Below are 19,495 nucleotides of genomic sequence, written 5' to 3'. Positions count from 1 at the left end.
TATGCGGCGTCCGTTAACGAATCGGAAACCATAACGGCGCCAAGACTGGCAAACTCTATCTCCCGGCTTTGCGGCGGAATTGGCCCTGCCGCGGGATTCGCACCCTTTTCCGAACGGAGCTGAGCTTGGTCCGATTCGAAAATGTCGGTTTGCGCTATGGGCTTGGTCCGGAAGTGCTGCGGGATCTGAGCTTCCAGATCCCGGCGCATTCCTTCCAGTTCCTCACTGGCCCGTCCGGTGCGGGCAAGACCTCGCTGTTGCGGATGCTGTTCCTGTCGCTGCGGCCGACCCGCGGGCTCGTCAACATGTTCGGGCAGGATATCTCGCTGCTCGACAAAAGCGCGATTGCGCGGCTGCGGCAGCGGATCGGCATCGTGCTGCAGGATTTCCGGCTGCTCGACCATATGACGACATACGAGAACGTGGCGCTGCCGTTCCGCGTCATGGGGAGGGATGAATCGAGTTACCGCCGCGAGGTGGTCGATCTCTTGAAATGGGTCGGTCTCGGCGAGCGGATGGAAGCGCTGCCGCCGATTCTGTCGGGCGGCGAGAAGCAGCGCGCGGCGATTGCGCGCGCCGTGATCGCGCGGCCGCAGCTTCTCCTTGCCGACGAGCCGACCGGCAACGTCGACCCCACGCTTGCGCGGCGGCTGCTCAATCTCTTTATCCAGCTCAATAAAAGCGGCACCGCCGTCATCATCGCCACCCACGATATCGCCCTGATGGACCAGTATCAGGCGCGCCGCATGGTGCTGCATGAATCGAGGCTGCATATCTATGAATAGCGCCTCTCGCAGGACAGACGATCGTGGCTGACGCGCATTATCAAAGCGCGGGCGATGCGCCGCGCAATGTCTCGCCAATCGTGCCGCGCGGCTCGATGTCCGGTCGCGCGCTTGTCGCGGTCGTCGCCATCATGACGTTTCTCGCCTCGATCACCACCGGTGCGGTGCTGCTGGTGCGAGCGTCCGCCGCGCAATGGCAATCGGATGTCGCAAGCGAGATCACCATCCAGTTGCGCGCGACCGCGGGGCGCGACATCGAGCGCGATGTTCAGGCGGTGACGCAAGCGCTGCGCAGGGAAGCCGGTATCGTCGATGCGCGGCCTTTCACCAAGGAGGAATCGGCGCGGCTTCTTGAGCCATGGCTCGGGACCGGATTTTCCATCGATGACCTGCCGGTGCCGCGGATTGTCGTGGCACGGGTGGCGTCCGATGCCGGGCTCGACATCGCAGGCCTGCAGCAGCGCCTCTCCGCCATCGCACCATCGGTGACGGTCGACGATCATCGCGCATGGATCGAGCGGATGCGCTCGATGAGCGGCGCGATCGTGCTCGCGGGCACCGGTGTCCTCATTCTTGTCATTCTCGCGACCATCATATCGGTGTCGTTCGCCACCCGCGGTGCGATGGCGACCAACCGGCCGATCGTCGAGGTGCTACACTTCGTCGGCGCGCAGGATCGTTTCATCGCCAACCACTTCTTTCGCCACTTTCTCCGACTAGGTCTGGAAGGCGGCGTGATCGGCGGCATCGCGGCCATTCTTGTGTTCGGATTCTCGGAATCGATCGCGGGCTGGTTCTCGGGCACGCCCGCGGGCGATCAGTTCGCCGCACTGCTCGGCACCTTTGCACTGCCGGGCTCAGGCTATCTGATCCTCGCAGGGCAGGCGCTTGTGATCGCGGCGGTGACCGCATGGGCGGCGCGCCGTACGCTGTTCGCAACCCTCAACGAGATGGATTGAGGCATATATCGGATGATTGCGGGCAGTCGCGGCTTCGGGCATTTTGGGCGCGACATTAAAACGGGATCGGGACGGGATCTATCGCGGGCATGACCGGCAGGCCGGATCATTCGAGGATGAGCGAAGCGGAGATGCGTGCGCGTGCCGGCGGCTGGCCGGTGACGCGCTTCGTGGTCTCGTTCGTCATCATTTTTCTCGCAGGATTTGCCTGGTTCGCCGGCCAGTTGCACTCCGAGGAAATCAAGCCTGAACGCCATGCCGATGGCATTGTTGTGCTGACGGGCGGTGCGTCGCGGGTCGCGGATGCGCTCGATCTTCTGTCCAGAGGCTACGGCAAGCGGCTTCTGATTTCCGGCGTTCACCCTGCGAACGGCACGGCTGATATTCTGCGGGCGCAGCCGGAGCGGGAAACACTGTTGAGCTGTTGCGTCGATCTCGATCGCTCCGCCGTCAACACCCGCAGCAATGCGACCGAGACGCGACGCTGGGTCAAGGAGCGTGGCTTCCGTTCCTTGATCGTCGTCACGTCGAACTATCACATGCCGCGTGCGAGCGTTGAGCTGTCGCATGCGATGCCGGATATCGATCTGATTTTCTATCCGGTGGTGAGCGAGGCGTGGCGCGGCGAGCCGTGGTGGCACAGCGCTGCCGGTATTCGCCTCGTCGCGCTTGAATACGTCAAATATCTCGCCGCGCAGGTCCGCGTGCGTCTCGCAGCCTTCGGCATTGTCTTCCCCGAATGGGAGGACACCGGCAAGGGCGCAATGGTGCGACCGGCGCATTCGGCCGGTTGATTGAGAGCAATAATGGTTTTGATTTTTCTGCGTTCGCTGATTTTCAATGTCGTGTTCTATCTCAACACGGTGCTCTGGTGCGTGATCGGCCTGCCGACCTACCTGATGCCGCGCGGCGGCATCATCTGGGTTGCGAAGACCTGGTCGAAGACGAGCGTCTGGCTGTTCACGTTGATCTGCAACGTGAAGGTCGAATATCGCGGGCTGGACAGAATCCCCGAAGGGCCGTTGCTCGTCGCCTCCAAGCATCAGTCGGCGTGGGAGACCTTCGCGCTGATGCCGTTTTTCGATGAGCCGCTGTTTATCCTGAAGCGCGAACTGACGCGGATTCCGTTTTTCGGCTGGTATCTCGTCAAGGCGCAGATGATCGCCCTCAACCGCAAGGCGGGCGGGCGGGCGCTGCTTGAGATGATGCGGCGCGCGCGCGATGAGGTGCGGCGCGGACGGCAGCTCATCATTTTCCCGGAAGGCACGCGCCGGCCGGTCGGCGCGCCGCCGGATTACAAGGTCGGCGTCAGCCAGATCTATGTGAGCTGCGGCGTCACCTGCCTGCCGGTCGCGCTGAATTCCGGGCTGTTCTGGCCGCGCCATAGATTCCTGCGCTACCCCGGCACGCTGGTGGTTGAGTTTCTCGAACCGATTCCGGCCGGCCTCGCCCGGGATGAGTTCACCGCGCGTGTCTCGTCCGTGATCGAGACGGCGAGCAACCGCTTCGCCCAAGAGGGACGGGACGAGCAGGAGCGGCTAATGGGGTTTTCCGCGTCGTAAGCCGTTTTATCGAGGAGTAGCGAGCGGCTTACTCCGCCTCCTGCAGCGGGATTTCGCTTTGCAGGAGCGCGACGAGGCGGCGCAGCGCGGGATCGTGACAGCCGCGGGCGTCCAGCGCCTTCACGGTCTCGATCACGTAGTCGCGGTTGGGCCCGGAGATGCCGCGGCTGTTGGCGACATAGCGCAATTGCTGCTCCAGCGTCAGCACCCCGGCATATTGCCGGTGGTTGCGGTCGACGACGAAAGCGAGGGCCTGCACCCGTTCGCGGGCGTCGTTCTCGAGCCAGACCGAGCGCAACACCTCGTGATAGACGCCGGAAATCTGCTCGCGCTCGCGCAGATATTCGAGCGTCGCCGCGCGAGCGGCCTCCGCGACCCGGAACGCCGTGCCCTGGCAGGTTCCGCCCCGGTCGAGGCCGAGCACGAGGCCCGGCTTTTCCGCCGTGCCGCGGTGGTGGTGCGAAAAGACGCAGAGCGCACGGTGTTCGCCGATCAGCCGCGCCGGGCATTCGGCCAGATAATCGAAGCCGGGGCGCCACATCAGCGAGCCGTAGCCGAACACCCACAGGTCGCCCTTGGGGAGTTCATCGTCGGGAATGGGTCGGATCGCCATGAATCGCGCTCTCTGGAAGAATCATCATCCCTCTTCGGCTGGACTTCAAGGGCTAACGCGGCGATGAGTGTATCTTCTATTCGCCGGATTTCGATGCTCTGGGACTACCTATGATGACTGACGAGCCCCGCTCCCTTCCGCCTCGCCACGGCCGGTTGTGGCCGGTCTTTGTTCCCTCTGCGCTTCTGCTGCTCGCCGCCATCGGCTGGAGCGGCTTCTGGTTCTATGCCACGCACGAAGTCGATGCGCAGTTTCAGGGATGGCAGGAGCGCGAGGCCAAATCGGGGCGGGTTTACGATTGCAGCCGTCGCGAAATCGGCGGCTTCCCGTTCCGCTTCGAGGTACGCTGTGCCGATCCGACGATCTCGCTCGCCGCACAGACCGCCCAGCAGTTCGCCAGCAAGATTCCACTGACGGCAAAGCTCAGCGAGATTCTCGCCGTCGCGCAGATCTACGATCCCACCCGCGTGATCGCGGAGTTCAAGGGGCCGGCGACCGTCGAGGAGACGGGGCAGGCGCCGTTTGCACGCGCCAACTGGAGCCTCGGCCATGCGAGCGCCGCAGGCCTGCCGTCGGTGCCGAAGCGCATCTCCATGGAGTTCAAGGACCCCGTGGTTGAGCGGTTCGTGGACGGGGCGGCGGCGCCGTTCTTCAGTGCCAAGCAGGTCGAATGGCATATCCGCATGGTCGAAGGCGAGTTCAACGACCACCCCGTACTCGAAAGCGTGCTGCGGAGCGAGGATGCGAGCGTGCAGGGTGTGCATCCGGTGCTGGAAGCGCCATTCAACGAAACGCTTCATGTGAAGCTGCGCGGCCTGACGGACTTCGCGCCCAAGACGTGGCCGGAGCGGTTTCGCGAGATTCAGACCAATGGCGGCGGGATCGATGTCACCGAATCGCGCATCCAGCAGGGCGAGACCATTGCGGTTGCCGCGGGCACGCTGGCCCTGACGCCGGCGGGCTACCTCGAAGGTCAGTTGCAGATGACGATCGCGGGCTTCGAGCGGATCGTACCGGCGCTGGGCTTGGAGAAGGCGCTGGCGGAAGGCGCGCAGCCCACGAATGTCGCGCCCGGTGTCTCGAGCCAGGATGTGAACAAGATGATCGATTCACTCGACCGGATCATTCCGGGGCTCGGGCGGGTTGCTCGCAAGAATGCCAATGCCGGCCTGATTGCCGGGCTGAACCTGATCGGTCAGCAGACCACGCTCGAGAACCGTCCCGCGCGGGCGATCACGCTGCGCTTTGTCGATGGCGCAATCCTGCTCGGGCCGCTGCGCGTCGCGCAGACCCCGCCGCTGTTCTAGAGAGCCCGCGATTAATCGAGACATTGCCGGGCTTGACCCGGCAATCCATCATTTAAAGAATTTTTGTAAGATGGATGCGCGGATCAAGCCCGCGCATGACGAATGAGAGAACTCTAGTCGTCTGTCGTTCGATGGAGTTGTAAGCGCTCGCTGGTGGTGGTTACTTCGAGACCACCGGCGCCGCCGGCTTGGCGTCCTGCGGCAGTTTCTCCAGCGGACGGCCGAAGTTCGCGTGAGACGAATCCTGTCCGAGGCTGACGATGCCGCGCCGGATCGCCCGCGTCCGCGTGAAGTGATCGAACAGCGCCTCGCCGTCGCCGCGGCGGATGGCGCGGGTGAGCTTCGAGAGATCTTCCTGGAACGAGCCCAGCATCTCCAGCACCGCGTCCTTGTTGGCGAGGAAGATGTCCCGCCACATCGTCGGGTCCGAAGCGGCGATGCGGGTGAAGTCGCGGAAACCGCCTGCGGAGAACTTCAGCACCTCGGCCTCTGTCACCTTCTCCATGTCTTCGGCGGTACCGACGATCGTGTAGGCGATGAGGTGCGGCAGATGGCTGGTGATGGCGAGCACGAGGTCGTGGTGGTCGGGGCTCATGGTCTCGACGTTGGCGCCGATGGTGCGCCAGAGCGTCGTGAGCTTCTCGACGGCCGCCTCATCGGTGCCGGGCAGCGGCGTGAGAATGCACCAGCGGTTGATGAAGAGCTCGGCAAAGCCGGAATCGGGACCGGAGTCCTCGGTGCCGGCGACCGGGTGTCCCGGCACGAGATGAATGGTTTTGGGCAGATGGCCTGCCATCTCGCGCGTCACCGGGCCCTTGACCGATCCGACGTCGGAGACAATCGCGCCTGCTTTGAGATGCGATGCGATTTCAGCGGCGACGTCACCGCATTTGCCGACCGGCACGCAGATGATGACGAGGTCGGCGTCTTTCACAACCTCGGAATTGCTTGGCGCGACGCGGTCACCCAATCCGATCTCGGTCGCGCGTGTGCGGATCGCAGCGGAGCCATCCGTCACCACAAGCTCGCCCGCGAGGCGAAGCTCTTTCACGGCGCGCGCGATCGACGACCCGATATGGCCTAGCCCGATGATGGCAATGCGGTTGAACTGGATCGTACTCACGATGCACTCACGAAATCACGCAGGGCCTCGACCACGAGGCGGTTGGCTTCCTCGGTACCGACGCTGAGCCGCAGTGCTTGCGGCAGCTTGTAGGCAGCGACCGCGCGCAGGATCAACCCGCGTGCCGTGAGGAAGGCGTCGGCATCCGACGCCGTCTTGCCGGGTGTCGACGGGAAGTGGATCAAAATGAAATTCGTCACGCTCGGTGTCACGGTGAGACCGAGCTTCGAGATTTCATCGGTGAGCCAGGCGCGCCACTTCGCATTGTGCGCTTGTGCCGCCTGATAGTGAGCCGTGTCTGCAAGCGCGGCAATCGCTGCCTGCATGGCGGGACCGTTGGCGTTGAACGGGTCGCGCACGCGGTTCACGACATCGATCAGGTGCGGCGGCCCGAAGATGAAGCCGAGGCGTACCGCGGCAAGACCGTAGATCTTCGAGAACGTCCGCGCCATCACCGTGTTGTCGGTTTCCTTCACGAGCTCGATGCCGGCCTCGTAATCCGCGCTGGACACGAAATCGGCATAGGCGGAGTCGAGCACGAGCAACACCTGCGGCGGCAGGTTCGCGCGCAGCCGTCGCAACTCGGAGGCGTTCACATAGGTGCCGGTCGGGTTGTTCGGGTTGGCGAGCCAAACGATCTTGGTGCGCGGTGTGACCGCAGCCAAAATCGCATCGACATCGGCGGTGTAATTTTTCTCCGGCGCAATGACGCTGGTGGCGCCGTTGCTCATCGTCGCAATCGGATAGAGCAGGAAGCCGTGCGTCGTGTGGATCGCTTCGTCGCCTGGGCCGAGATAGATGTTGGCGATGGTGTGCAGCAATTCTCCCGAGCCGACGCCACAGACGACGTTGGCGGGATCGATATCGAACGTCTTGCCGATCGCTTCACGCAGCGCCCGCGCCGACCCGTCCGGATAGACGTCAAGCCGCGCCGCGGTCTGCATGAACGCCTCGACCGCCTTCGGCGAGGGACCGAGCGCTGCTTCGTTGGCCGATAATTTGAACACGCGCCCGTGCACGCCCGCGCCGCTTTTGCCGGGCACGTAGGGCGCAATCTCGAGAATGCCGGGTTTCGGCATGGGGCGGGACATCGATGCAGGCTCCAGAGAGGTCAAGGCCCGGCGGTGCCGGGCGTGGGCACTCTATAGCGCGTCGCGTGGCCGCCGACGAGAGCGGAAGCGCGCACGGATGCGCCTGCATCGGTCAGGGCAGATATGATCTTTTCGATACCGTCGCTGGGCGCGGCCGAGACGAGAAACGCAGCGGTACCGGACGAGGCGTCGGCGACGGCGAGTACGTCGGAGATCGGCGACAGCGCGCGGGCCGCCACCGGGCTCCAGCCGGAGATATGCAGGCTCCAGGTCTCAACCTCGGTTACGAGCGCACCTGTCGCTACGCGGGAGATGACGAACACCGGCATCGCTGCCGGATGGTCGGCGCGTTCGACGAAGGGCAGCCGCGCGATGATCTTCGGCGCGCCGGGTTGTTCGAGCGCGCTCCACCATGGTGTCTGGCTCGCGGTCGCCGAGACGAGCGCGAGATCGCCGCGTGACTGCGCAACCGCCTCCACCGCAGCACCGGCATTGAAGTGCGCAACGAACGGCACGGTGAAGCCGAAGTGGAAGCGCGCGCTGTCGCGCATCGTATTCTCGCCTGACGACAGATCGGCGTGCACCGAGAACGGCGCCTGCACATAGGTGAAGGTCGAGATGATGACGCGCCAGATGCTCTCCACGGTGTCGAGCGGCAGGATACCGTGATGGCGTGAGACGAGCCGGCGCATCATGTCGGCCTCGCGTGCGGGCCGGAAGGCGGAGCCGACCTCCTGTGTCTGCTTGACGCGGATCAGCCGGTCGATGATGTCGCCCCGGCGCATCAGAAGCGTATGCACCTGTTCGTCGATCGCGTCGATCTCGCGGCGCAGATCCTGAAGGGAAACGGGGTTCGGCGTATCGGACATGAAAGATGGCTTTCGCGGCAAGGCCCCTGATTAGGAAAGACGCCGCCCGAAAGCAAAGAAAACCTTCATGCTGAGCGCGGTTTAGCGCCCTCCGCGTTGATGGAGCGCCTTGACGGAGGGTTGGTGCAGGACTACGTTTCCTCTGTTCCGTGGTCATTTGAGCCGGCCGGCTTGCAGCCACGTTAAAGAATTCGCTAAACAGGCCGGGGACATATGGATCCCGGCCGAACGACGTTCAGGCCGGTTTTTTTGGACCCAGGTTTTGGACCCTGGGGTCTGGAGATACGATGTCCGAAGTTGCAAGCCGACAGTCGGCCGGCAAAACGATGTCCCGAAGCGAGGAGCGCGCGCACGAGGCGGACCATCCGTCCTCGCAATACGTCGTGTTCGGCCCGGACAAGCCGCTGCATCTTGATTGCGGCGTCGACCTCTCGCCATTCCAGATCGCGTATCAATGCTATGGACGGCTCAATGCGGATCGCTCCAATGCGATCCTGATCTGTCACGCGCTCACCGGCGACCAGCACGTCTTCAACACTCATCCGATCACCGGCAAGCCGGGGTGGTGGAAGACCATGGTCGGGCCGGACAAGCCGATCGATACCGACCGTTACTTCGTGATCTGCTCGAATGTCGTGGGCAGTTGCATGGGCTCGACCGGCCCATCCTCGACCAATCCCGCGACCGGCAAGCCGTGGGGGCTCGATTTCCCGGTCATCACCATTCCCGACATGGTGCGCGCACAGGCGATGCTGATCGACCATCTCGGCATCCGGAAACTGTTTGCCGTGGTCGGTGGCTCGATGGGCGGCATGCAGACGCTGCAATGGGCGACCGCGTATCCCGAGCGCGTGTTCGCGGCGCTTGCGATCGCCTGTGGTGCGAAGCATTCGGCGCAGAACATCGCATTCCATGAACTCGGCCGTCAGGCGGTGATGGCCGATCCCGATTGGCGGCAGGGGCGATATTTCGAACACGGCGTTCATCCGCGCCGCGGCCTCGGCGTCGCGCGCATGGCTGCGCACATCACTTATCTTTCGGACGCGGCGTTGCATCGCAAGTTCGGCCGGCGCCTGCAGGATCGCGATGAGCCGACGTTTTCGTTCGATGCCGACTTTGAGGTGGAGAGTTATCTGCGCCATCAGGGCTCGTCCTTCGTCGAACGCTTCGACGCAAACTCCTATCTCTATCTCACCCGTGCGATGGATTATTTCGACATCGCGGCGGACCATAACGGCGTGCTGGCGCAGGCCTTTCTCGGCGCCAAGACGCGCTTCTGCGTGATTTCGTTCACGAGCGACTGGCTGTTTCCGGGCTCGGAGGCGCGCGCAGTCGTGCACGCACTCAACGCCTCCAGCGCCCGCGTCTCCTTCGCGGAGATTACGACCGACAAGGGGCACGATGCGTTCCTGCTCGACGAGCCGGAATTGTTCGCGATCTCTCACGCGTTCCTGGAATCGGCTGCAAGTACTCACGGCCTGAACGCAGCGAGCTGACATGAACGCGCCTGACCTTTTCCGCCCGACAGCACAGCTTCCGAAGATCGACGGCGTTCGCGGCGATCATCTTCTCGTTGCCGAGATGGTCGCTCCGGGCTCCAAGGTGCTCGACGTCGGCTGTGGTGAGGGCGATCTGCTGCAGCTTCTGGAAACGCGCGGCATCGACGGACGCGGCATCGAACTGTCGCATGAAGGCGTGAACAGTTGCGTCAGCAAGGGACTTGCCGTGGTGCAGGGCGACGCCGACACCGATCTTGCGAGCTACCCCGACGACTCATTCGACTACGTAATCCTGTCGCAGACGCTGCAGGCAACGCGCCAGCCACGTACGGTGCTCGAGCATCTTCTGCGTATCGGCACCCGAGCAATCGTCTCGTTTCCGAATTTCGGCTTCTGGAAGATGCGGCTGCAATTGCTGGTCAAGGGCCAGATGCCGCGCACCGAGAACCTGCCCGCGACGTGGTACGACACGCCAAACATTCACTTCTGCACCATCAAGGATTTCGTCCAGCTCTGCGACGAGATCAATGTCGAGATGGAGCGTGCAGTCGCGCTGGACCTCTATGGCAGGCCGTTACGGCTCAATGCGCCGTGGTGGTTTTGGAACATGTTCGGCGAACAGGGCGTGTTTTTGCTCACGCGGCGCGGTTAATCTAAGCGGCTAAAGTAGGGCATTTCGTTGATTTTCGCTGCGAAGTGACCGGGTTTCACCCGCGTAGCGAATACCTGTCATGCACGAGCATATCGTGCCGTTTTCTCGCCATATCCGGATCGGTCATACGCAGCCATGTTGCGTTCGCGTTGTATTTGCGCGCGCATGAATGCGTAAAAGGACCTTTGAATGTATCGACTGAAGACCTCTCTCCTGCCGCTGCGTCTTGCCGCTTGTGTCGCGTGCGCCGTTGCGGTGGTGGCGATCTCCAACACCGCTGAGGCGCGTCCGCGCCATCATCATGCGCAGTCGCATGCCCATCAGGCGAGCCATCATCATGCTCACAAACGTCATCACGTCCGTCGCCATCGCGTGCGTGGCGCTCGCCATGCGGCGCGGTGGAGAGCGTTTCGCGCGCAGGCGCAGTCAAGCAACGCCAATGCGTCGCTGGGCGGCGAGAGCAGCTTCGGTGGTGGATTTGGCGGATCGAATCTCGTGGCCGAGGCGCGCCGTTATATCGGCGGCAATCCGACCGGCCGTTCGCGCCTGTGGTGCGCGCGCTTCATGAACATGGTTCTGCAGCGCACCGGCCACAGCGGCACGGGGTCGGACATGGCGAGCTCGTTTGCGAAGTATGGCCGTCGCATTTCCGGCCCGCAGGTCGGCGCGATCGCAGTGATGTCACGCGGCCGTCGCGGCGGTCATGTCGGTGTCGTCAGCGGCATCGATGCGAAGGGCAACCCGATCATCATTTCCGGCAACCATGGCCGCCGCGTTGCGGAAGCGCCTTACTCCCGCGGGCGCATCTACGCCTACGTGATGCCGGCAAGCTGAGTTAGCTTCCCGATACAATCCGAACAGGGTCGCCGGGGGTGATATCACCTCCGGCGATGACTTCTGCATAGACGCCGCAATGCTGATGGCCAAGGGTGCGCTGCATCGTGGCCGGCACGTCGAGATCGCGCTCTGCCGTGACGAGATCGACATTCACCGCGGCGCATCGCACGATGTCGCGCTCAATGCGCAGCCGCGTCTCCCCAATCATGAATTCGCAGCCGGCAGTTCCGCGCTCACACCACGCCGGCCATCCCTGCACATAGACATTCGCTCGCAGCCGCATCGGGTCGAGCGGCGCGCCGAGTGCTTCCTCGACGGCGGCAACGCTCGCGAGGTTGACGATCGATACGACCTTGTTGGGCGCGTCGGAAAAACTGTGGTTCGGTCCCGACAGGATTTTCGGCGGGCCGCGCAGCTCGCGGGTGAAATTCTCCGCGAAGAAATCCTCGATCGCCGCACGGCCCTGCGCCGTCTCGAGATTGCCGCGTGCCGCCTCGCGGCTGTTGTAGACGATGCTGAGTTCATCCGTTGCATCATCGAACCGGGTCTGCAGCGTAGCGAGGCGTTCGTGCCGCATCAGCATCAGGAAATGCAGTTTCGGGAAATGTCGGGGATGCTCCGGATCGAATCCGATCGGCCCGTTCTCGATGGCATAGCGGCGGTCGCAAGGGACGGTCTGGCCGGGCAACAGCGTCGTGCCGGGCAGTGCCTCGGCGGACAGCCCTTTCACCGGGTAGCGGTAGAGGCCCGCCACTGTGCCATGAGATGGGTCAAGCATGCCGCCTTCTAGCGTTTTTACGATCCGCGCGCCACGGCGCCGGAGCCGCATGGGGGACTTGATATCCCGGCATCGAAATTGGGCCGCGCCCCCTTCCGCCGGAGCTACACTGTGCCCACATTGTGGTCGAGCCGGTGCAATGCCGGTCCCACCCATTGAAGATGTGGCGGGCGTGCTTTCGAGGCGCCCGCGCAGGCTGAGGGAAACATCGTATGAATATTGAGAAATATACCGACCGGGTGAAGGGATTCATTCAGTCGGCGCAATCGCTGGCGCTGCGCGAGGGCCATCAGCAGTTCTCGCCGCTCCACATCCTGAAGGTGCTGCTCGATGACAGCGAGGGGCTTTCGGGCGGTCTGATCGACCGCGCCGGCGGCAACTCGCGAGCGATCCTGCAGGCAACCGAACAGGCGCTCGCCAAGCTGCCGAAAGTCTCAGGCGGCGGAGCGGGGCAAATTTATCTCGCGCCGGAAACCGCGCGCGCGTTCTCGGCCGCCGAGCAGGCTGCGGAAAAGGCCGGCGACAGTTTCGTGACTGTTGAGCGGCTTCTGCTGGCGCTCTCACTCGACAAGGAAAGCGAGGCGGGCAAGCTCCTCGCTCAGGGCGGTGTTACGCCACAAAACCTCAATGCCGCGATCAACGCGCTGCGCAAGGGCCGTACCGCCGACAGCGCGTCGGCGGAAAACGCCTATGACGCGTTGAAGAAATATGCCCGCGACCTCACCCAGGCCGCGCGTGACGGCAAGCTCGATCCGGTGATTGGCCGCGACGAGGAAATCCGCCGCACCATTCAGGTTCTCTCCCGCCGCACCAAGAATAATCCTGTGCTGATCGGTGAGCCCGGCGTCGGCAAGACCGCCATCGTCGAGGGACTTGCCTTACGCATTCTCAACGGCGACGTGCCGGAGAGCCTCAAGGACAAGAAGCTGCTGGCGCTTGACCTCGGCGCGTTGATCGCCGGCGCGAAATATCGCGGCGAGTTCGAGGAGCGGCTCAAGGCCGTGCTGCAGGAAGTCACTGCCGCCGAAGGCGGCATCGTGCTGTTCATCGACGAGATGCACACGCTGATCGGCGCGGGCAAGGCGGATGGCGCGATGGACGCCTCCAACCTGCTCAAGCCGGCATTGGCGCGTGGCGAACTGCACTGCATCGGCGCGACGACGCTCGATGAGTACCGCAAGCATGTCGAGAAGGATGCGGCGCTGGCGCGGCGCTTCCAGCCGGTGTTCGTCTCCGAGCCGACCGTCGAGGACACGGTCTCGATCCTGCGCGGCCTCAAGGAGAAATACGAACTGCATCACGGCGTGCGCATCGCCGATTCCGCGCTGGTCGCGGCGGCGACGCTGTCGAACCGCTACATCACCGACCGCTTCCTGCCAGACAAGGCGATTGACCTCGTCGACGAGGCGGCGGCGCGGCTGAAGATGCAAATCGATTCCAAGCCGGAAGAGCTCGACTCGCTCGACCGCGAGATCGTGCGGCTGAAGATCGAGCAGGAGGCGCTGAAGAAGGAGACCGATGCGGGCTCCAAGAGCCGGCTGCAGACGCTCGAGACGGATCTGGCCGAACTTGAGAAGAAGTCGGCCGACCTCACCTCGAAGTGGCAGTCGGAAAAGAGCAAGCTTTCGGACGCGCAGAAGCTCAAGAGCGAACTCGAGCAGGCGCGCACCGAACTCGCCAACGCCCAGCGCAAGGGCGAGTACCAGCGCGCGGGTGAACTGGCCTACGGCCGCATCCCGGAGCTTGAGAAGAAGCTCGCGGCGGTCGAGGCGAGCGAGAGCACGTCCACGATCGACGAGGCGGTTACCGCCGACAACATCGCGCAGGTGGTGTCGCGTTGGACCGGTGTGCCGGTCGACAAGATGCTGGAAGGCGAGAAGGACAAGCTCCTACGTATGGAGGAGATGCTCGGCCAGCGTGTCATCGGTCAGGCACAGGCGGTGCGCGCGGTCTCGACCGCGGTGCGGCGTGCGCGTGCCGGCTTGCAGGACCCGAACCGGCCGATCGGCTCGTTCATGTTCTTGGGCCCCACCGGCGTCGGCAAAACCGAGCTCACCAAAGCGCTCGCCGAATATCTTTTCGACGACGAGACCGCACTCGTGCGCATGGATATGTCCGAGTACATGGAGAAGCATTCGGTCGCGCGGCTGATCGGTGCACCTCCGGGCTATGTCGGTTATGACGAGGGCGGTGCGCTTACCGAAGCGGTGCGGCGCCGGCCTTATCAGGTCGTGCTGTTCGACGAGATCGAGAAGGCGCATCCGGACGTGTTCAACGTCCTGTTGCAGGTGCTCGACGACGGCCGTTTGACCGACGGTCAGGGCCGCACCGTCGACTTCCGCAATACGTTGATCATCATGACCTCGAACATCGGCGCGGAATTCCTCGTCAACCAGCCGGAGGGCGAGGATACGGGCGCGGTGCGCGATCAGGTGATGGGCATGGTGCGCACGCACTTCCGCCCGGAATTCCTGAACCGCATTGATGAGATCATCCTGTTCCATCGCCTGCAGAAGAGCGAGATGGGCCGGATCGTCGACATCCAGCTCAACCGGCTGCGCAAGCTCCTCGAGGATCGCAAGATCGAACTCCATCTTGATGCGAAGGCGCGTGACTGGCTCGCGGAGAAGGGCTGGGACCCGGCCTATGGCGCGCGTCCGTTAAAGCGCGTGATCCAGCGCAGCGTGCAGGATTCGCTCGCCGAGATGGTGCTGGCGGGCGAGGTGCTGGACGGTGCGACGGTGAAAATCTCGGCCGGCAAGACCGGGCTGACCTTCAACGGCAAGCCTGCCTCTCGGATCGAGGATGAAGAGGCCGAGGCGCCGCCGAAGCGGATGATGAACTAAGCGCGCTTCAGGCGATCATTCATGAAATGCGGCTGGCTGGTGTCAGCCGCGTTTTTTCTTTAGCGGATGCTGGCCTGGGTATCCGAGATCTTGCTCGAAATCGGCGGCAGGCTCGGAATGTGGTTGGCCGGGGCAGGGGCTGCGACCGGCTGAGTCTGCGCAACCTTCGGTGCGGAGCGGCTTGCCATCATGGCATCGATCCGGTCGCGCTCGCTTTCGAACGCAGTGAGAAGGCCACCCTCGAGTGAGCGTCCGCGTGGCAGCTTCACGCGCATCGGGTCGACGAAGCGGCCGTTGACCAGGATTTCATAGTGGACGTGAGCGCCGGTCGACATGCCGGTCGAACCGACAAAGCCGATCACCTGGCCCTGCCGCACCCGCTTGCCGGGCTCGATGCCCTTGGCATAGGCGCTCATATGGCCGTAGGCGGTCTGGTAACCGTTGGGGTGGCGGATGCGGATGTACTTGCCATAGCCGCCTTCCCACTCGGCTTTCTCGATCACGCCGTTGCCGGAAGCGAAGATCGGCGTGCCGTAGGCGGTCGCCCAGTCAACGCCCGTGTGCATCTTGGTGTAGCCGAGGATCGGGTGGCGGCGGCCGCCGAAGCCGGAACGCATGATGGCGTTGTTAACGGGCTTGCGGACCAGGAACTTCTTCGCGCTCTTGCCGGTGTCGTCGTAGTAATCGACGACGGCGTCGTCGGGGGTCTGGAAGCGATAGTATTTCTTGGTTTCGCCGCCGGTGGTGAGTGCGGCGTAGAGCACTTCGGGTTTTTCGGTCGGCGAGGGCGCCTCGTCTTCACCGGCAAAGAACACCTCGAACGAATCGCCGGCCTGAACCCGTTTCTGGAAGTCGACGTCGTAGGAGTAGATCCGGATCATGTCATCGATGACGGATTGCGGAACCTTGTCGCGCATCGCCGTCTCGTAAATGCTCTGGTAGAGGCGGATGCCGGTGCCGTCATCCTCCTCGTCGTCATCGTCGTCGTTCGCATTGGCGGCGGTGCCGGCAGAAGCGTTGAAGCTCTGCACGTCGACGGCGACGTATTTGCCGAGGTCGGAGAGCGCGGCGACCGCTTCGATCGCGGTTTCGTTGGCGACGATCACCCGCACGGGCTGCAGCGGCAGGCCGGGAGCGGCCGGGGCCATCAGGATGCGCAGCTTCATGCCTTCGCGCAGTCCGCCATCACGGCCGCGCTGGCCGAGTTGGGTGGCGATGGCGCGGGCGTCGCTCGGCGGCGCGCCTTCTTCACGCAGGATCGATTCGATCGTCTCGCCTTTCTTGGCGACGCGGACCCGCTCAGGCGCCGTTGCACCACCCGTCGCCTGATCACGGGTCTTGGCGAGCAGGGTGACATTCTCCGGCACGAGGCGCGCTTCAAAGCCGCGATAGGGGTCGATGCCGCCTTCCGACGCATAGGCCATCTTCAGGCCAGAGGAGCCGTTATAGGCGTAGCGGACACCGGAATTACCGCGCCAGTTCGAGGCGTTGCGGACCTGTATCAGAACTTCTTCCGCGGGCACGGTCGCGGCGATTTTCGCATGCGGAAGCACCCCGCCGAGATCGCGCATGACGAAGGAGACTTCGGCGTCCGGCTCGGCGGCAGCACCCGGGTTATTGGCGGAATCGCTCTCGGCGCTGGACGAACTGGAGGTGTCCGTCAGCAACCGCTGGGCATTGAAGGGCGGGACCTTGGAGGCGAGCTCGCCCGAAGAGAGCGACAGGTTGCCCGCGATACGCACGAACGGGCGAACCCGTACGACCTCGCGGTTGCCGAACTTCGAGACCATCGAAACCTTGATGACCTGGCGGGCGGCCGCGGTGTCGCTGGCCGGTGGCAGGCGGTCGCTTTTGCGGGCGATCGCGTTCTTGTCGGCACCCCCGAAAGCGCCACGGAGCGCTGTTTCCATACGCTCCGGTACTTTGGCGAAGGTGGTCTCGCCATCAAGGGACGCAAAAACGGCGCCGCCGATCAGGGCTGCGCCGCAAAGGCCCGTCAGGATGGTGCCGCTGAACCATTGTACGGAGACACTGCGGCGGTCGATTACGGCGGCTTCAGTGCCATCGACAGACAGCGGCGGCTCGTGACCGAGATCGATCATCGTGGCGCGCCCGTATTGTCCGGCTGTCGTCTTGTGCTGCAAGCCGTGGCCCCCAACGTGGTGTGTTCGAGCCGGCCCGGAGGGCCGTGCCGCGCTTAAAACGTCGTTCGGTCGATCTACCGCCCCCGCGGGGTGAGACACTGATAGCCGAAAACGCCGATTTTCGGAACATGCCGGGTTCGAGCCGGCAATTTATTCTGGTGAGGACGTCTGAGGAATGTGGCTCAAGTGCGGCGTCAGGTGCAAAAGAGCCAATCATTTAGGGGGCTTCTTGAAATTTGGTGCGATGCGACGATTTCTTGACAAGGCCGTTGACAAGCGACGAGAGGGCGGCCTATAACCCGCCCACTCCGGTGCGGCGGCGCCCAACCTTCGGTAGGGCAGGACGACGCATTCTTGAGGTTCCTCATTCCGGTGAGTGAAGTAACAGCCGATAGTTGTCGGTTGTTATTTGGCGTCGGAGAGCTTTAAGATAGGGGTTGGGACTTCGGTCCTGTTGGGATTTCGGTCCTGTTGGGATTTCGGTCCTGTTGGGATTTCGATCCCGGGCTGTTTGACAAGTAAAGATGAAGAAAGAGAAACGTGGACGGCGGAGTCCTTGCGGGTCTCGGGTTTGAGAGCTTCGGCTTTCAGGTCGGGACCGGACGAAAGACTTCGGCGGTACACGTTTCAAAGGTTACACCATCGTTGTCAGCGATGTGAATCGCAGACAGCAAGTTGAGCTTGGTTCGAAAGAACCTGGGTCAGCAATGGTGGGACCTCGTCAAACGTTGTGATCAGCCGGTTCAAAGTTCAAGTCCAACTTGAGAGTTTGATCCTGGCTCAGAGCGAACGCTGGCGGCAGGCTTAACACATGCAAGTCGAACGGGCGTAGCAATACGTCAGTGGCAGACGGGTGAGTATCGCGTGGGAACGTACCTTTTGGTTCGGAACAACACAGGGAAACTTGTGCTAATACCGAATAAGCCCTTACGGGGAAAGATTTATCGCCGAAAGATCGGCCCGCGTCTGATTAGCTTGTTGGTGAGGTAACGGCTCACCAAGGCGACGATCAGTAGCTGGTCTGAGAGGATGATCAGCCACATTGGGACTGAGACACGGCCCAAACTCCTACGGGAGGCAGCAGTGGGGAATATTGGACAATGGGCGAAAGCCTGATCCAGCCATGCCGCGTGAGTGATGAAGGCCCTAGGGTTGTAAAGCTCTTTTGTGCGGGAAGATAATGACGGTACCGCAAGAATAAGCCCCGGCTAACTTCGTGCCAGCAGCCGCGGTAATACGAAGGGGGCTAGCGTTGCTCGGAATCACTGGGCGTAAAGGGTGCGTAGGCGGATCTTTAAGTCAGAGGTGAAAGCCTGGAGCTCAACTCCAGAACTGCCTTTGATACTGAGGATCTCGAGTTCGGGAGAGGTGAGTGGAACTGCGAGTGTAGAGGTGAAATTCGTAGATATTCGCAAGAACACCAGTGGCGAAGGCGGCTCACTGGCCCGATACTGACGCTGAGGCACGAAAGCGTGGGGAGCAAACAGGATTAGATACCCTGGTAGTCCACGCCGTAAACGATGAATGCCAGCCGTTGGAGGGTTTACTCTTCAGTGGCGCAGTTAACGCTTTAAGCATTCCGCCTGGGGAGTACGGTCGCAAGATTAAAACTCAAAGGAATTGACGGGGGCCCGCACAAGCGGTGGAGCATGTGGTTTAATTCGACGCAACGCGCAGAACCTTACCAGCCCTTGACATGTCCAGGACCGGTCGCAGAGATGTGACCTTCTCTTCGGAGCCTGGAGCACAGGTGCTGCATGGCTGTCGTCAGCTCGTGTCGTGAGATGTTGGGTTAAGTCCCGCAACGAGCGCAACCCCCGTCCTTAGTTGCTACCATTTAGTTGAGCACTCTAAGGAGACTGCCGGTGATAAGCCGCGAGGAAGGTGGGGATGACGTCAAGTCCTCATGGCCCTTACGGGCTGGGCTACACACGTGCTACAATGGCGGTGACAATGGGATGCAAAGGCGCGAGCCCTAGCAAATCTCAAAAAGCCGTCTCAGTTCGGATTGGGCTCTGCAACTCGAGCCCATGAAGTTGGAATCGCTAGTAATCGTGGATCAGCACGCCACGGTGAATACGTTCCCGGGCCTTGTACACACCGCCCGTCACACCATGGGAGTTGGTTTTACCTGAAGACGGTGCGCTAACCCGCAAGGGAGGCAGCCGGCCACGGTAGGGTCAGCGACTGGGGTGAAGTCGTAACAAGGTAGCCGTAGGGGAACCTGCGGCTGGATCACCTCCTTTCTAAGGATGATCCTTCAGATGGCTCACGCTATCTATCGGATCGTTTTAGAAACATTCAGTGGCCAACAGATCGCCAGATCGTTGAGCTGCATTGGCGGGACGCCGCCGTCTTCGTTTCTCTTTCTTCGCGGACGAACACGCGCCGGGGGCGGCGCTGCAAGCGATTGTCGCTTCAGATTGAGCC

15 protein-coding genes, 1 rRNA gene and 1 riboswitch are annotated in these 19,495 nt (G+C 62.7%); of the genes, 10 read left to right on the top strand and 6 right to left on the bottom strand.

The window, feature by feature from the left end:
- The first annotated feature begins 125 nt into the window (after positions 1-125).
- The 4 genes from ftsE to OCA5_RS15960 all read left to right on the top strand — a co-directional run bounded on the left by ftsE (position 126) and on the right by OCA5_RS15960 (position 3,306).
- Entirely contained in the window at positions 126-785 is a 660-nt protein-coding gene (ftsE, locus tag OCA5_RS15975; RefSeq protein ID WP_012561936.1) for a cell division ATP-binding protein FtsE, read from the top strand.
- A 23-nt stretch (positions 786-808) separates the two neighbouring features.
- The gene (locus tag OCA5_RS15970; protein WP_012561937.1) at positions 809-1,744 is read left to right on the top strand and encodes a cell division protein FtsX; all 936 of its coding nucleotides are present in this window, start codon (positions 809-811) and stop codon (positions 1,742-1,744) included.
- 89 nt (positions 1,745-1,833) lie between these two features.
- Positions 1,834-2,538, top strand: a complete 705-nt coding sequence (locus OCA5_RS15965; protein ID WP_012561938.1) for a YdcF family protein — start codon at positions 1,834-1,836, stop codon at positions 2,536-2,538.
- A 12-nt stretch (positions 2,539-2,550) separates the two neighbouring features.
- Positions 2,551-3,306 carry a lysophospholipid acyltransferase family protein gene (locus OCA5_RS15960; RefSeq protein WP_012561939.1) on the top strand — a complete coding sequence of 252 codons (756 nt, stop codon included), beginning with the start codon at positions 2,551-2,553 and terminating at the stop codon, positions 3,304-3,306.
- Positions 3,307-3,334: 28 nt separating this feature from the next.
- Here the strand turns inward: OCA5_RS15960 and OCA5_RS15955 are convergent, their stop codons facing one another.
- Positions 3,335-3,919 carry a gamma-glutamylcyclotransferase gene (locus OCA5_RS15955; protein WP_012561940.1) on the bottom strand — a complete coding sequence of 195 codons (585 nt, stop codon included), beginning with the start codon at positions 3,917-3,919 and terminating at the stop codon, positions 3,335-3,337.
- 110 nt (positions 3,920-4,029) lie between these two features.
- Between OCA5_RS15955 and OCA5_RS15950 the strand changes: the two genes are divergently transcribed.
- Complete coding sequence (locus tag OCA5_RS15950; RefSeq protein WP_012561941.1) at positions 4,030-5,226, top strand: DUF2125 domain-containing protein; 1,197 nt, start codon at positions 4,030-4,032, stop codon at positions 5,224-5,226.
- A 160-nt stretch (positions 5,227-5,386) separates the two neighbouring features.
- Here OCA5_RS15950 and OCA5_RS15945 read toward each other — a convergent pair whose 3' ends face one another.
- From OCA5_RS15945 to OCA5_RS15935, 3 genes are read right to left on the bottom strand one after another with little or no spacing between them, the layout of a single operon-like run.
- Positions 5,387-6,349: a prephenate/arogenate dehydrogenase family protein gene (locus OCA5_RS15945; protein WP_012561942.1), complete on the bottom strand. Its 963-nt coding sequence runs from the start codon at positions 6,347-6,349 to the stop codon at positions 5,387-5,389.
- Positions 6,346-7,440: a histidinol-phosphate transaminase gene (gene hisC, locus OCA5_RS15940; RefSeq protein WP_013913386.1), complete on the bottom strand. Its 1,095-nt coding sequence runs from the start codon at positions 7,438-7,440 to the stop codon at positions 6,346-6,348. The genes OCA5_RS15945 and hisC overlap by 4 nt, the downstream gene beginning before the upstream one ends.
- A gap of 20 nt (positions 7,441-7,460) precedes the next feature.
- Positions 7,461-8,309, bottom strand: a complete 849-nt coding sequence (locus OCA5_RS15935; RefSeq protein WP_012561944.1) for a chorismate mutase — start codon at positions 8,307-8,309, stop codon at positions 7,461-7,463.
- Positions 8,310-8,448: 139 nt separating this feature from the next.
- A riboswitch (SAM riboswitch) is annotated at positions 8,449-8,528 on the top strand.
- Between the two features lie 68 nt (positions 8,529-8,596).
- Here OCA5_RS15935 and metX point away from each other — a divergent pair.
- The 3 genes from metX to OCA5_RS15920 all read left to right on the top strand — a co-directional run bounded on the left by metX (position 8,597) and on the right by OCA5_RS15920 (position 11,294).
- Positions 8,597-9,805, top strand: a complete 1,209-nt coding sequence (metX, locus tag OCA5_RS15930) for a homoserine O-acetyltransferase MetX (protein WP_013913385.1) — start codon at positions 8,597-8,599, stop codon at positions 9,803-9,805.
- A 1-nt stretch (position 9,806) separates the two neighbouring features.
- Positions 9,807-10,460, top strand: coding sequence for a methionine biosynthesis protein MetW (gene metW / locus OCA5_RS15925; RefSeq protein WP_012561947.1), 654 nt, complete (start codon positions 9,807-9,809; stop codon positions 10,458-10,460).
- A 189-nt stretch (positions 10,461-10,649) separates the two neighbouring features.
- Positions 10,650-11,294, top strand: a complete 645-nt coding sequence (locus OCA5_RS15920) for a TIGR02594 family protein (RefSeq protein WP_012561948.1) — start codon at positions 10,650-10,652, stop codon at positions 11,292-11,294.
- 1 nt (position 11,295) lies between these two features.
- On the opposite strand, the gene OCA5_RS15915 is transcribed toward OCA5_RS15920, so the two are convergent.
- A complete protein-coding gene (locus tag OCA5_RS15915) occupies positions 11,296-12,075 on the bottom strand; it encodes an MOSC domain-containing protein (RefSeq protein WP_013913384.1) in 780 nt (259 codons plus the stop codon).
- Between the two features lie 212 nt (positions 12,076-12,287).
- Here OCA5_RS15915 and clpB point away from each other — a divergent pair, with 212 nt between their 5' ends.
- A complete protein-coding gene (gene clpB, locus OCA5_RS15910) occupies positions 12,288-14,921 on the top strand; it encodes an ATP-dependent chaperone ClpB (protein WP_012561950.1) in 2,634 nt (877 codons plus the stop codon).
- A gap of 59 nt (positions 14,922-14,980) precedes the next feature.
- On the opposite strand, the gene OCA5_RS15905 is transcribed toward clpB, so the two are convergent.
- Complete coding sequence (locus OCA5_RS15905) at positions 14,981-17,065, bottom strand: M23 family metallopeptidase (protein ID WP_013913383.1); 2,085 nt, start codon at positions 17,063-17,065, stop codon at positions 14,981-14,983.
- 757 nt (positions 17,066-17,822) lie between these two features.
- Between OCA5_RS15905 and OCA5_RS15900 the strand changes: the two genes are divergently transcribed.
- A 16S ribosomal RNA gene (locus OCA5_RS15900) occupies positions 17,823-19,311 on the top strand.
- Positions 19,312-19,495: the final 184 nt, after the last annotated feature.

Origin of the sequence: Afipia carboxidovorans OM5, from assembly GCF_000218565.1 — a bacterium.
Lineage (GTDB): Bacteria > Pseudomonadota > Alphaproteobacteria > Rhizobiales > Xanthobacteraceae > Afipia > Afipia carboxidovorans.
Note: the sequence above shows the minus strand (reverse complement) of the source record. Positions and strands in the feature narration are given on the sequence as shown.